Genomic DNA, 13,874 nt, shown 5'->3' with positions numbered 1-13,874 from the left:
ACGCGGCCCCGGCGCCCCTCGGCGCCGGGGTCGCTCCCTGTTCGGGCCCGCATTCGGTCCGGGGCGGCGGATCGTCCGGAGCCGCGTGCCAGACTGTCGGCCATGCCCGAGCGCACGACCCGCACCCGCATGGACGACCTCACGGTCGAGCGGGTGCTGCGCGTGGTCGAGGCGATCCCGCCGGGACGCGTCGCCGCCTACGGGGAGGTGGGCGCGATCGTCGGCGTCGGCCCGCGTCTGGTGGGACGGATCATGGGCACCTGGGGCTCGTCGACGCCGTGGTGGCGCGTCACGAACGCCTCCGGCGACCATCCGCTGCTCGCCCGTGCCCTTCCCCACTGGCAGGAGGAGGGGATCGTGGTGAAGCCGAACGGGCTCGGCTGCCGGATGAAGGACTTCGGCGCGGACCTCGAGCAGCTGCGAGCCGACGCCGAACCGGCCCTCGCAGAGCTGAAGGAGACGGACGCATGAGCCCCTCGCTACGCGGCGCCGAGCACCTGGTCGGCGCACCACGGGCCGAGTTCCGGATGCACTATTCGGCGCTGGTCTGGGCCGTGCTGTGGCTGGTACCGCTCCTGCTCGCCGCACTCGTCGTGGCCACCGGAAGCCCCGGCGCCGCGGTCATAGGGCTGGTGCTGGTATGGCTCCTGGCCTCGCTCCCGCTGACCTGGTTCCTGCGCCGCCACCGGATGATCCTCACCGACCGGGCGATAGTCATGGGCCCCTTCGTCCCGGGCGTCGCGCCCGATGTGCTGTTCTACGCCGACATCGACACCTCGACGATCCGCACCTGGTCCAACCTGCGCGCCTATCTCCGCGCCTCCGGGACGAGCGCGTTCACCAGCGGAGAGATGATCACTCCCCTGTCACGCCTCGGAGTCACGTTCCGGGCAGGCCGCAGCGGGCGGCTGAAGGACGGGCGCCTGGTCGAGGACGACCTGGTCGCCTCCCTCGGCGGCGGGACCGTCGTGATGTTCGCGCTCAGTGGCTCCGCGGAGCGATTCATCGGCGCTCTCACCCCGCTGCTGGTCGCGGCCCGGGTCCCGGGCGCCGCGGACGTGCCGCGCACCGCTCTGCCCCCGGGCCGTCTGTCCGGGCAGAAGGGCTCCCACCGCACCGAGATCCCCGGCTGGCCCGCGCCGCGCCAGGGCGAGCGCTTCGAGGACCTTCCGCCCGAGGTGCAGGAGGGCATACGCCGGCGCATGTCGAAGGGCTGAGGGCCCCGCCCCTCGCCCCGTCGGGGCTCACTCCACCGGGACGTCGTCCAGGAAGTAGAACGAGGGGACGCGGGCGGCGTAGTCGTTGCCGTCGAGCTCCCGCCAGGTGACGATCTCGGTGGACCCCTCGCGCTCCTGCGCATGGCTGGTCGCGAGGAACATCAGCCCGATGACGCTCGCCAGCCCCTGCTCGGCAGGCTTCTCCCGCAGGATGTCGCCGATCGAGGCCTGGCCGGAGCGGCCGCGCACGTCGTTGACGTGGGAGGTGAGGCCGACGAGATCGATGTCGTTGGTCCGCACGAGGTCCTGGAGCACCTCGACGCTGAGAGAGGTCGCATCGTGCACCTCGGCCTCGGCGGGCGCTCCGGGATCGGTGGGGTCCTTCAGCCGGTGCTGGGCGACGGAGCTCAGCTGCACGCGCGAGAGGTCGAGCTCGAGCGGGAAGGGGGTGCGGGTGGGCACCTCGTCCTTCTGCGCGAGCGCGAGGCCCTGCGCCTCCTGCAGCGCCTCGAGCAGCACCCGGTGCTGGCGGAAGTCCTGCGAGCGCACGAAGCGGGCCAGCGAGCGGTACAGCTCCGTCTTGACGTCCAGCACCTCCTGCGCCGGCTCGTAGAGGTCGCTGAACACGTTGGCGAGGCGGTCGCGCTCGTCCCGGGAGAGGGAGCGGGAGAAGTCCCGCTCGAGCAGACGGTCCACGAGCTCCTGCGTGGCGCGGGTCTGGACGGGGTCGTTCAGCATCCGGAAGAAGGCCGTGAAGGTGCGGCCGACGGTCGACTGCCCGAGCAGGTCGTCCCCGGCCAGCAGCTGTTCGAGGATCTCGCCGCGCGAGCCCTCCGGGGAGAGGATCTGCTCGCGCAGGTGCAGGTCCACGGCGCGCAGGTCCTCGCGGTACTGGAGGAAGTCGCCGGAGAGCTCGGCGGCGATCTGCAGGATGTCGCGCAGCCGATCCACCGAGGCCTCGGCGCTGGGGAGCATCAGCTCGCCCTCGGCGAGCTCGCGGATCTCCTGCTCGATCCGCTCGCGGCGGCGCTGGAGATCGGCGAGCCGCACGTCGCGGTCCGTCTCCGTCTCCTGGGCGAGGCGGTCGAACTGCTGGATGACCAGCTGCAGGCGCGACTGTGTCGTCGTCGGCCGGTGTTCCTCGAGCGAGGCGATGAACTGGATCGCGTCGATCGTGGCGGGGCTCGGCTCGAAGGTCGTCTCGGTGCGCTGGGGGTCGTCGCGACGGGTCAGGTAGCCCTCGCGCACCCACCCGTCGACGTACTCGGCGGCGCTGCGACCGCCGCGAGCCTCGTCCCCGGCGCCGTCGGTCGAGGCGGCCCCGTCCGCCGTGGAGGTCCCGTCCGCCGTGGAGGTCCCGTCGGCCGGGCCCTCGTCGTCGTGCAGCAGCGAGAGGTGCGCGCCCACGCGGGCGACGAGCTCGCTGCGCGGCAGCCGACGGTCGCCGGCGGGGAAGGTGGCCTGCAGGATCGCGAGCACCGCCGGGGCCTTGGTCGCGGCGAGCAGGCGCCAGGTGCTGGCCCGGCGCAGCTGCTCGTAGGCCTCCTTGCGCGCAGACACGGCGTCGCTGCGGCGGTCGGTCCACCGGTTCGGCTCGGTCGTGGTCACGGTCAGCGAGTCTAGCGGTCCGCTCCCGCGCCCCGATGCAGGGGCTCCTCGTCGGCCGGCGTCAGCACCCGCCCTCCCCCTGCCCCTGTGCCCCCGGCGCGTCGGACGAACTGGATCGAGTGGCAGATGTCGACCGCTTCATCTCCCGGATACCGGTCGACATCCGCCACTCGATGACGCCCTGCCCCCGGCCGGGCGCGGAGAAGGTCGGGCAGGCCGGGACGACCGGCCTGTGCGGACCGCCGCGGGACGTGAGTACACTCGACCGTGAACGTTCACGACACCGTCTCGTGACCGCCCCCCCCCGACCCAGGAGAGACTCACCGATGAGCACCCCCGCACCCCATGCCTCGAGCACCCCGCAGGACGACGCCCTGCCTCCCGCCGACCGCTCCGACCGGTGGTGGGAGGACCTCGCCGGCGGCCGCAACCGCCTCCGCGGCCGCGCGCACCTGCACTCCGACGCCCCCGCACTGACCCTCGACGGGACCTGGGACTTCCGATACGGCACCCGCGCCGACGGCACCGACCTCGGCGAGCCCGGCGAGATCGCCGTGCCGGGGCTGTGGCAGCTGCAGGGCCACGGCGCCCCGCAGTACACCAATGTCGTCTACCCCATCCCGATGGACGTCCCCCACGTCCCGGACGAGAACCCGACCGGCCACTACTCCCGCACCGTCGCCGTCCCCGCCGACTGGACCGACTCCCTCGCGGGTGGCGCCCGAGCGCTGCTGCGCTTCCAGGGCGTGGACTCCGCGGCGAAGGTCTGGATCGACGGCACCGAGATCGGCGTGACCTCCGGCTCGCGCCTGACCCAGGAGTTCGACGTCACCGACGCCCTCTCGGCACCGGGCGAGCACCGCCTGGACGTGCGGGTCGTGCAGTGGTCGGCGAACACCTACGTCGAGGACCAGGACATGTGGTGGGCCTCCGGCATCTTCCGCTCCGTCGACCTGCTGCTGCGCCCCGCCGGCGGGATCCACGACCTCGCGACCCACGCGGACTTCGACCCCGCGACCGGCCGCGGCACCCTCACCGCCACCGCCTACGACGCGGACGGCGGAATCGTCCCCGCGACGGTGCGTATCCCGGAGCTCGGGATCGAGGCCACGGCCGACGGGACCGAGATCGCCGCCGGCGAGGTCTCCCCCTGGAGCGCCGAGTCGCCGCGGCTGTACGAGGCGAGCGTCTCCACCGACGCCGGCACCGAGACGGTGACGCTGAGGCTCGGCTTCCGTCGCGTGGAGGTGGACGGGGAGATCTTCCGCGTCAACGGTGAGCGGATCGTGTTCCGCGGCGTGAACCGTCACGAGGCGGATCCGGTCGTCGGCCGCACCCAGCACCTGGAGAACCAGGACCTGGACGTCGCGCTGATGAAGCAGCACAACCTCAACGCCGTGCGCACCTCCCACTACCCGCCCCATCAGCGCTTCCTCGAGGTGTGCGACGAGGCGGGGCTGTACGTGATCTGCGAGGGCGACTTCGAGACGCACGGCTTCCACGTCGACTCGACCTGGGGCGAGGACGACACCGGCGCGGCCGCGCGCCCGGCGGCGGACGACCGCTTCCGCCCGATGCTGTGCGAGCGGTCCGAGCGCTTCGTGCTGCGGGACCGCAACCACGCCTCGATCGTCATGTGGTCGATCGGGAACGAGGCCTCCACCGGCCCGGTCACCGAGGCGATGATCGAGACGGTCCGCGCCACGGACCCGACCCGCCCGGTCATCTACGAGCAGGACTACCGCGCCGAGACCGTGGACGTCTTCTCGCTGATGTACCCCAGCCATGACGAGACCGAGCAGATCGGCCGTCGGGCGCTGACCGAGGAGTACCGCGAGAAGCTCATCGGGATGCTGCACCACCTGGGCGTGGACCCGGGCGAGGCGGGCTTCGGCTCCGACGAGTCGCCGATGCCGGCGCTGTCGAAGCCCTTCCTGTGGATCGAGTACGCGCATGCGATGGGCAACGGCGCCGGCGCGCTGAAGGAGTACATGGACCTCGTCCACCGCTACCCGGCGCTGCACGGCGGCTTCATCTGGGAGTGGATCGACCACGGCATCGTCACCACCGACGCCGAGGGCAACGAGATCTACGGCTACGGCGGCGACTTCGGCGAGCGCCTGCACGACGGGAACTTCGTCGCCGACGGGCTGCTGCTGCCCGATCGCACCCCGTCCCCGGCGCTGCTGGATGCGAAGCACCACTACTCCCCCGTCGGCCTCGAAGTCGGCGCCGGATCGGCGAGCATTGTGAACCGCTACGCCTTCTCGGACCTCTCCCACCTGCGCGCCGAGGCGTCCACCGACCTGCAGGCCAGCTGGCAGGAGCTCGAGCTGCCGGCCCTCGCCCCGGGCGAGAGCACCGAGCTGGCGCTGCCGGAGGGCGAGCACACCGCGGTGACGGTGCGCCTCACCACCCGGGAGGACGACGGGCCGGTCCCGGCCGGGCACGAGATCGTCGCGGCCTCGCACGTGGACGCGGATCGTCTGGCCGCCTCGGTCACCCCGGCCCCCGCCGCGGCCCTCGCGCCCCAGCAGGCGGTCGACGGCACCTGGCAGGTGGGGCCCGCGCGCCTGGACGACCTGGGCCGGCTCGTCGGCCTCGGCGAGCTCGCCCTCGAGCACGCGGGGGCGGACCTGTACCGAGCCCCGGTGGACAACGAGCGGGCCCGCACCCGCTACCCGCTCGAGGCACGGTGGAAGCGGATCGGGCTGAACGTCGCCCGTCGCCGCCTGGTCGGGATCGAGGCGAGCGGCGAGCAGCTCGTGGTCCGCTCCCGGATCGGCCTGGACGGCAACGCCCTGCACGCCGACATCACCGAGACCTGGCGCGCCGACGCGGACGGGGTCGAGCTCGCGGTGACGGTGACCCCGTCGGCGCTGTGGCCCGAGGACCTGCCGCTGCCGCGGATCGGCTGGAGCTTCGCACTGCCGGCGGCGCCGGGCGAGGTGGAGTACGAGGGCTTCGGCCCGCACGAGATGTACCCCGACACCGGCGGCGGCACCACCTTCGCGCGCCGCACCGCGAGCGTCGAGGAGCTGCAGGTCCCGTACGTGTTCCCGCAGGAGAACGGCAACCGTGCGGGCGTGGTGCGGGCCGTGCTGAGCGGCGGGGAGGCGGGCTCCGGCCTCGAGCTCACCGCACCGGAGGGTCTGGGCCTCGTGGTGCGGCCCTGGTCCACCGCGGAGCTCGACGCTCGCGCCCACGACGGGGCGCTGCGTCCCGACGGCCGCACCTGGGTCACGCTCTCGGCGGCGCTGCACGGCGTGGGCTCGGCAGCCTGCGGCCCGGAGCCGCTGCCCCAGCACGTGCTGACCGCACGAGAGGAGAGCTTCCGGATCCGCTTCGCGCCTGCCGGGCGCTGAGCCTCGCTCGGGCCGGCGGCCTCCTCGCGCACCGCGGGAAGGCCGCCGGCCCAGCCACGTCCCGGCCCCAGCCCCGGGTCCCGCCCGGGCACCGGTTCCTACCACCTGCTCCGCGTGAGGGTCCCCGATCGCAACCCGCTCGTCACCTCCGGGGCGCCTGAGCCGAAGTGCGGCCCGCTAGGCTGGAGCGGGTGCCGCCGTGGCGCCACGACGCAATAGCCCCGTCATAGGGGGCAATGAGGGAGAAGCATGACTCAGGGGTACGGGCCGCAGAACGGCCAGAACGGCCAGTGGGGCGCCGACGGCGATCAGGGACAGTGGGGGCAGAACTCCCCGCAGGGGCAGCAGCCGGCTCCGCAGTCGCAGTGGGGGCAGCCCTCTCCCGCGCCGGCCGCCCCGCAGTGGGGTGAGCAGTCGGCGGGCCAGGCCTCGCCCGCCCCGCAGCAGTGGAGCCAGGCCTCGCCGCCGCCCGCCCCGGGCGGGTACCCGGGCACCAGCGGCTACCCCGGCACGGCCGGGGCCGCGTCGACGTCACGCGTCGCCGGGAAGGGCGCGCTGGCCAAGAAGCTCGGAATCGCCCTGCTGGTCCTGTCGGTGCTCGCCGTGATCGCTCGACTGGCGACGCCGATCTTCATGTTCATGATGGCGGCCAACGGCAACCCGGCGGACATGGAGGAGATCTCCGTGGGCATGGGCCTCGGGAGCATCGGCACGCTCCTGGCATGGATCGCGAACCTGATCTTCTCGATCGGGCTCCTGGTCGTCTCGATCATCGCCGCGATCCAGTTCAGCGGTCGTGGCCGCACGGGCGCGATCATCGTGGGGGCGACCGTGATCGTCTCGGTGATCCTGTACTGGATCGTCAGCTTCATCGCCGGATTCCTCGGTGGTGCCATCGCGGGCAATGCCTACGACATGGGCACGATCTACACCGTCGGCGGCATCGCCGAGCTCCTGCGCGTGATCGTGGTCGCCGCGGCGCTGCTGGTCGGCTCGTACATGGTCATGGCCTGGGGTCGGAAGAACGAGGGCGCCACGGCCTGAGGCACGGCCGCACTCCGGGACGGGCCCGGTCTCCGCACGCGCGGGGACCGGGCCCGTCGCCGTCCGCAGCGGCGGCGCTCAGCCCCCGAGCAGCACGGTCTCCTCGTCGGTGCTGATCAGGGCGCGTCCGCCGCTGAGGGGGTGCCAGGCGGTGATCTCCTCGTCGAGGACGAGCTCCTCGCTCACCGCGCCGTCCTCGGCGGTGATCACGCGCAGCCGCTGCGCGCCGCGAGGGTCCAGGGGCTCCTCCCGCACGGTCTCGTCGAGCACGACGGCGGTGCCCGCGGCGAGGCTCCCACGCACCTCCACCTCGGGGTCGCCGAGCGGGAGGGTCCAGCTGTTCGTCCCGGTCGCGGTGTCGTAGGCGAGGAGCTGTCCGGCCTCGTTGGTCAGCACCATCCGGGTCCCGTCGATGCCGATGCGGGCGGTGAACGCCTCGGCCTGCGCCACGCCGTCTCCGCCCGGCGCGGTCCAGTCCGCGCCGTGCTCGGAGGCGAGGATCTCGCCCTCGGTCGTGGTCCCGGCCTCGGTGCCGGAGGCGAGGACGCGGCCCGCCTCGAGCCGCACTGTCCAGTTCCCGGCCGGGGAGGGCGCGGACTCCCACAGCGGTGCGCCGTCGCGGAAGGCGGTCGCGGTCAGCGCACCGTCCTCCCCGGAGCAGGCGGTGAGCACGAGCGGTCCCTGCTCCTGGACGGACTGCGGGTCGGGCGGGGCGGGGGTCGCCGCGATGCGGCAGTCGGCGTCGGCGGGGGCGAGGACCCGGCCGACGGGGAACCCGGTGGCGGCATCGATCTGCAGCCAGCCCTGGGCGGGGTCGAAGCGCAGCGGCACCGACGGCAGCACCCCGGTCGCGGCGACGGCGTCGAGCAGGCCGGCCGGGGCCTCGGCCCGGGCGGGGAGCGCGAGGCCGGCCTGGTCGGGTCCGCGGGTCTCCTCGGCGTCCATGACGGTCCACAGCGGCTCGTCCGGGGCGGTGAGGTCCACGCCCCGCACCCGGCAGACGCCGTCCTCGCAGGCGCGCAGGACGAGCGTGTCGCCGGAGAGGGCGAGCGGCTGCCCGGGCAGCTCGACGGGCGCAGCGCCCCCGTCCGGCGCATCGGATCCGTCGCCGGCGGCGTCGCTCCCGCCGCCGAGCTCATGCACCCGGGTGACCTCCCCCGTCACCTGGACGAGGCGGGTCCCGTCTGAGGAGAGGGCGAGCACGTCATCGGGTGCGGCCTCGACCTCACTCGCTTCGGCTCCGGCACCGACGAGCTGGGCGGTGCCGTCGGCGCGGCGCACCAGCACGGGCCCCTGCCCGTTCGCGGCAGAGGCGACCTTGTCCCCTTCGCCGAGCGGTGCGATCTCCGCGGCGGCAGCGCTCTCGAGCGAGCCCACGCGGGAGGCGTGCACGGCGGGGACGGTGAGCGCGAGCGCGACGACGAGTGCGAGGGCGCCTGCGAGCAGACGTCGCGTGCGGCGTCGCAGGCGCCTGCCGAGCAGGGCGAGAAGCAGCACTCCGAGCCCGGTGCCCGCGAGCACCCCGGCTGCGAGGCGCAGCGCCCCGAGCAGGAAGTGGTCGCCGAGCAGGGCGCAGATCCCGGCGAGCGCGAGCAGCACCACCGCCAGGCCCAGCGCCGTCGCCGCGTCCGGCGGATGCTCGTCGGCCGGTGCCTGGTCCTCGCTCACCGCGGCTCGCCGTAGTAGGCGCCGGTGGTCTCCTCCCGCAGGGCGTCGAAGGTGCCGTCCTGGAGGGAGGCGCGGATCCGGTCCACCAGCCGCACCACGAAGCGCTCGTTGTGGATCGTGCACAGGGTCGAGGAGAGCATCTCCTTGGCCCGGAAGAGGTGGTGGACGTAGGCGGCGGTGTAGTGGGTGCAGGTGTAGCAGTCGCAGGTCTCGTCGATCGGCGCGAACTTGCGGCGGTAGCGGGAGCCGGTGAGGTTCACGCGGCCGGTGCGGGTGTAGACGGCGCTGTTGCGCGCCACCCGCGAGGGCGAGACGCAGTCGAAGGTGTCGGCGCCGGCGGCGATCGCGACGAAGAGGTCGTCGACCTCGCTGATGCCGAGCAGGTGGCGGGGCCTGTCCTCGGGCAGCTCGTCGGTCACCCAGCCGACGATGGTGCCGAGGTTCTCCTTCTCCAGCGCCCCGCCGATCCCGAAGCCGTCGAAGGACCACCCCTCGACGTCCATCGCGCCCAGGTCGCGGGCGGCCTGACGGCGCAGGTCCTCGTACTGGGCGCCCTGGATAACGCCCCACAGCTGCTGGTAGGGGCGGTGGGTGCGCTCGTGGGTGAGGCGGGCGTGCTCTGCCAGGCAGCGCAGCGCCCACAGCCTCGTGCGCTCGAGCGCCTGCTCCTGGTAGCCGCGGGAGTTCATGAGCGTGGTGAGCTCGTCGAAGGCGAACATGATGTCCGCGCCGAGGCCGTGCTGGATCTGCATGGAGATCTCGGGGGTGAACCGGTGCTCGTCGCCGTTGATGAAGGAGCGGAAGGTGACGCCGTCGTCGTCGACGTGGGCGAGACGCTCCTTCCCCTCACGGACGGCGTCGTCCTCGCCGTTCGCGGTGCGGGCCTTCTCGCCGCCGGAGAACTCGGAGGAGAGCACCTTCTGGAAGCCGGCCCCCAGGCTCATCACCTGGAAGCCGCCGGAGTCGGTGTAGGTGGGGCCGGGCCAGTTCATGAAGGCGCCGAGGCCGCCCGCCTCGTCCACGAGGTCGTGGCCGGGCTGGAGGTAGAGGTGATAGGCGTTCGCCAGCAGCGCCTGCGCGCCGAGCTGCGTCATCGACTCCGGCAGCACGCTCTTGACGGTCGCCTTGGTGCCCACGGGCACGAAGGCCGGGGTCGCGATCGGTCCGTGCGGGGTGGTGATGACCCCGGCGCGGGCCTTCTCGCCGTGACGGGCGGTGATCTCGAAGCCGACGTCGGCGGGGGACGGAGGCCTCCCCGCCCCTGCGGACGGGGCCGCCGCGTCGGGCGGCGACGGGACGGCGGGCGGCGGAACGGGCTGGTCGGCACGGGAGGGGGTCACCGGGACATCGTCCCATGAGCGGCGGCGACCGGACGGTCGATCTCCTGCAGGCTCGCCCCTGTCCGCCTTCTCCCGTCCATCTTCCCTGACTACAATCGGCGCGGCCCGTCACCGGGCCGTGGTCCGGTCCCCGGCGGGCCGTGCCCGGGACCCACCAGCTCCTCCCGTCAGGAGGCACGAGTCGGCATGCTGACCGCGCTCCACGCCCTCGCGGCGCTCGCCGCCGCCGTCGTCGTGCTCACGCTTCCGGGCCTGCCGACGGTGCTCGCGCTGCGGCTGCGGCCGCTGACCGCGCTGGTCACCGCCGTCCCCGTCTCCCTGTTCGCGATCACCCTCGCGGCGGAGGCCGGGCACCTGCTGGGCGTGCCGTGGTCGCCGCTGTCCCCGCTCGTGCTCGGCGCGCTGCTCGGCGCCGCCCTGCTGCCGCTGCGCCGCCGACTGCCGGCGCCCGCGGCCGACGGTGCCGACGGGGTCGCCGCCGGAGAGGGGCCCGACGGGGCCGCCTCGCCGGCGGACGGCTCCCCCGCCACCGGGATCGGCGCGCTCGCCGCCACGCGCCGAGGGCGCGCCGGAGCGCTCCTGACCGGGCTCGTGATCGGGGGCGGGGCGATCGCGATCCAGGCCCTCGGGGTGATGGGCTCCGTGCGCGCCGTCAGCCAGACCTACGACAACGTCTTCCACCTCAACGCCGTGCAGTACCTGCTCCGTCACGGCGACGCCTCCGCCTGGACCGTGGGCGCGATGACCTCCCTGCCGGGCGAGACGCGCTTCTACCCCGCGCTGTGGCACCAGACCGTCAGCCTCGTCGTGCAGCTCTCGGGCCAGGAGATCCCGCTGGCGAGCAACATGGTGATGCTGCTGCTGGCGGTCGTGGTGTGGCCGCTGGGGCTGATGGCCCTGGTGCGCACCTGCACGAGGTCGGGACCCGTCGGCTGGATGGCGGCGGGCGCCCTGGCCGGGATCTCCGGCGCCTTCCCCCTGTCGCTGATGGCCTTCGGGATCTTGCTGCCGTACTTCCTCAGCATGACCCTGATGCCGGTCCTGGTGATCATGCTGGTGCACCTGGCGGGCCTCGCCCCGGACTCCCCGCAGCACCTGCGCCCCTCCCAGCTGGCGGTGCTGCTGCCCGTGGTCTGCGTCGCGGCGGCGCTCTCCCACCCCCAGGCGGTGTTCGGCGGGATCGTGATCGGGCTGCCGCTGCTGGTGTGGGGATGCCTGGTCCGTCTCCACGAGCGCCGCGTCCACGGCCCGGGGCCGGCCCGGCGGGTGCTGCCGCTCCTCCTGCTCACCCTCTCCGTCGCCGCCGCGACCGTGCCGGCCTGGCTGGTGCTGCGCCCCACGGAGGCCGCCTCGTTCTGGACGCCGACCGCCACGCCGACCGAGGCCGTCGGCCAGACGCTCTCGCTGGCCGCGGACAAGAGCCCCACTTGGGTGCCGCTGGGCGTGGTGATGGGGGCCTGCCTCCTCGCGGTGCTGCTCGGCTCCCGCACCCGCTGGGTGCTGGTCCCCTGCGCGTCGGTGATGGCGATGTCGGTGATCACCCGCAGCGCACCGGAGGGGCAGCTGCGCTATCTCCTCACCGGCAACTGGTACAGCGACAACTTCCGCATCGTCGCGCTCCTGACCGTCGGGGCGATCCCCGTGCTCGCGCTCGGGATCGAGGTGATCCTCCGCCGCGCCGCCCGGGTGCTGCCCGTGCTGGGCGGGGCCGCCTCCCCGGCCGTCGCGGTCGCGGTGGTGCTCGCGCTGCTGGTCCCGAGCCTGCTCTCCCCGAGCGCCGAGGCATCCAGCCGCTACGCCGCCGCTCAGTGGCAGACGGACCTGCTGCTCTCGGCCGACGAGCGGGAGCTGCTCGAGCGCCTGCCCGAGGTGGTGCCCGAGGACGCGGTGATCGCCACCAACGCCCTCAACGGCAGCTCCCTCGCCTACGCGCTCTCGGACCGCAAGGTGCTGAACACCTCCATGTCCTTCGAGGCCGAGCCGGAGGTGCACCTGCTGAACCGGGCGCTGGACGATGCGCGGACCGAGCCCGAGGTGTGCGATGCGGTCCACGAGCACGGCATCGAGTACGCGCTCGACTTCGGGCCGAAGGAGGTGGGGCCGGGCGCGGCGACCTACAAGGGGCTCAACGAGATCTCGCAGACCGGTGCCGCGGAGGTGGTGCTGCAGGTGGGCGAGGCGAAGCTGCTGCGCATGAAGCCCTGCCGGGGCACGGGCGCGGAGCGGCCGGCCACCGACTGAGAGCGGCGGGTGCCGTCGACCGCGTGCGCGCGCGGGCGGTCAGCCCTGTCGGCCGTGCGGCGTCTCGCGGCCGGCGGCCGCGGCCCACTGGTCCACGACCTCGTCGTCCGTCACCGCGGTGCCCGGGGCGTACTCGCGCGTGCCCGGCGCGTTCCCGTCGACCCAGCCGGTCGCGATCGGACCGGTTGAGGTGGGCACCGTGCCCCCGGAGCCGACGAGGGGATGGTTCGGGGTGCCGTACTGGATGAGCTTGACCCGTTCGAGCACGTCCTCCATGAGCACGCGGTTGGTGCGCAGCAGGTCGGCGATGATCATCACGACGAAGGTCATGAACGAGCAGGTCAGCAGCACGAGACCGAAGAGCAGCGACTGGATGTGGCCGCCGCCCTCGCCCATCAGCGCGAAGATCAGGAAGCGGATGAAGGGAACCAGGCCCACGACGCCCGTGATGGCGGCGAGCCACAGCAGCACGGTGTGGGGCTTGAACATCAGGTAGGCGCGCACGATCGCGGAGCCCGACTTCCACATGTGCTGGAAGATGTTGTTGAACAGCCGCGACTCGCGGGTCTTGGGGTTCGTGTCGATCGGGACCGAGGCGATGCGGAGGCGCTTGTTGCCCGCCTGGATGATCGTCTCCATGCAGTAGGAGAACTGCGTGATGACGTTCAGGCGCATCAGCGAGGCCTTGGAGTAGGCGCGGAAGCCGGAGGCGGCGTCGGGCAGCTCGGTCTCCGCGGCGATGTTCACGACCTGCGAGCCCACCTGCTGCATGACCTTCTTGAAGGGCGAGAAGTGGGCGATCTTCTTCGTCTGCCGGTCGGCGATGGCGATGTCCGCCTCGCCCGAGACCACGGGGGCGACGAGATCGGCGATCCGCTCCTGCTTGTACTGATTGTCGCCGTCGGTGTTCACGACGATGTCGGCGCCGTGGGCGAGGGCGTAGTCCACGCCGTCGCGGAAGGAGCGGGCGAGCCCCATGTTGCGGGCATGGCGCACGAAGTGCGTGACACCGTGCTCCTTCGCCACCTCGACGGTGCGGTCGCTCGAGCCGTCGTCGATGATCAGCACCTCGACGGAGTCGACGCCGGGCAGCTCCTTGGGGATCGTGTCGAGCACCATCGGGAGCGTCTGCTCCTCGTTGAGGCAGGGGATCTGGACGAAGACCTTCATGGGGATATCACCTTGTCGTCGACGTGCCCGGACCCGGCCGGTCAACAGCCGCCGACGCCCCGGCGCTGCGCGGAACCGGCCCAGTCTATCCAGCGCCCCCTAGCCCGCCCGGTAGCCGGCGTCACAGGCATGTCGTGAGACCTGCCACCGCACGGACGGGCGGGTCGGGGTGCGGGGCCGACGCGCGGGGGCCGGGATGCCGGCGAGCGTGGACCGGCGGG

Annotated in this window: 9 protein-coding genes; 5 read left to right on the top strand and 4 right to left on the bottom strand. The window is 73.2% G+C overall.

The annotated features are described in order from the left end of the window. Nucleotides 1–102 precede the first annotated feature (102 nt). Nucleotides 103–471, top strand: a complete 369-nt coding sequence (locus RBL05_RS12845) for an MGMT family protein (RefSeq protein WP_308739127.1) — start codon at nucleotides 103–105, stop codon at nucleotides 469–471. Further along, nucleotides 468–1,217 carry a hypothetical protein gene (locus RBL05_RS12840; protein WP_308739128.1) on the top strand — a complete coding sequence of 250 codons (750 nt, stop codon included), beginning with the start codon at nucleotides 468–470 and terminating at the stop codon, nucleotides 1,215–1,217. The genes RBL05_RS12845 and RBL05_RS12840 overlap by 4 nt, the downstream gene beginning before the upstream one ends. Before the next feature lie 27 nt (nucleotides 1,218–1,244). Here the strand turns inward: RBL05_RS12840 and RBL05_RS12835 are convergent, their stop codons facing one another. Next, nucleotides 1,245–2,825: a DUF3375 domain-containing protein gene (locus tag RBL05_RS12835; RefSeq protein WP_308739129.1), complete on the bottom strand. Its 1,581-nt coding sequence runs from the start codon at nucleotides 2,823–2,825 to the stop codon at nucleotides 1,245–1,247. A gap of 326 nt (nucleotides 2,826–3,151) precedes the next feature. Between RBL05_RS12835 and RBL05_RS12830 the strand changes: the two genes are divergently transcribed. Both RBL05_RS12830 and RBL05_RS12825 read left to right on the top strand, forming a co-directional pair. Next, a complete protein-coding gene (locus RBL05_RS12830; RefSeq protein ID WP_308739130.1) occupies nucleotides 3,152–6,190 on the top strand; it encodes a glycoside hydrolase family 2 TIM barrel-domain containing protein in 3,039 nt (1,012 codons plus the stop codon). Between the two features lie 249 nt (nucleotides 6,191–6,439). Then, the gene (locus tag RBL05_RS12825) at nucleotides 6,440–7,234 is read left to right on the top strand and encodes a hypothetical protein (RefSeq protein WP_308739131.1); all 795 of its coding nucleotides are present in this window, start codon (nucleotides 6,440–6,442) and stop codon (nucleotides 7,232–7,234) included. 78 nt (nucleotides 7,235–7,312) lie between these two features. On the opposite strand, the gene RBL05_RS12820 is transcribed toward RBL05_RS12825, so the two are convergent. Further along, nucleotides 7,313–8,902 carry a hypothetical protein gene (locus tag RBL05_RS12820; RefSeq protein WP_308739132.1) on the bottom strand — a complete coding sequence of 530 codons (1,590 nt, stop codon included), beginning with the start codon at nucleotides 8,900–8,902 and terminating at the stop codon, nucleotides 7,313–7,315. After that, nucleotides 8,899–10,242 carry a tRNA guanosine(34) transglycosylase Tgt gene (gene tgt, locus RBL05_RS12815; RefSeq protein WP_412523765.1) on the bottom strand — a complete coding sequence of 448 codons (1,344 nt, stop codon included), beginning with the start codon at nucleotides 10,240–10,242 and terminating at the stop codon, nucleotides 8,899–8,901. The genes RBL05_RS12820 and tgt overlap by 4 nt, the downstream gene beginning before the upstream one ends. A gap of 186 nt (nucleotides 10,243–10,428) precedes the next feature. On the opposite strand from tgt, the gene RBL05_RS12810 reads away from it, so the two are divergent. Next, complete coding sequence (locus tag RBL05_RS12810) at nucleotides 10,429–12,483, top strand: DUF6541 family protein (RefSeq protein ID WP_318603680.1); 2,055 nt, start codon at nucleotides 10,429–10,431, stop codon at nucleotides 12,481–12,483. A 39-nt stretch (nucleotides 12,484–12,522) separates the two neighbouring features. On the opposite strand, the gene RBL05_RS12805 is transcribed toward RBL05_RS12810, so the two are convergent. After that, entirely contained in the window at nucleotides 12,523–13,653 is a 1,131-nt protein-coding gene (locus RBL05_RS12805) for a glycosyltransferase family 2 protein (protein WP_308739133.1), read from the bottom strand. Nucleotides 13,654–13,874 lie beyond the last annotated feature (221 nt).

The organism is Brachybacterium sp. GU-2 (assembly GCF_030866705.2).
Taxonomy (GTDB): Bacteria; Actinomycetota; Actinomycetes; order Actinomycetales; family Dermabacteraceae; genus Brachybacterium; species Brachybacterium conglomeratum.
Note: the sequence above shows the minus strand (reverse complement) of the source record. Positions and strands in the feature narration are given on the sequence as shown.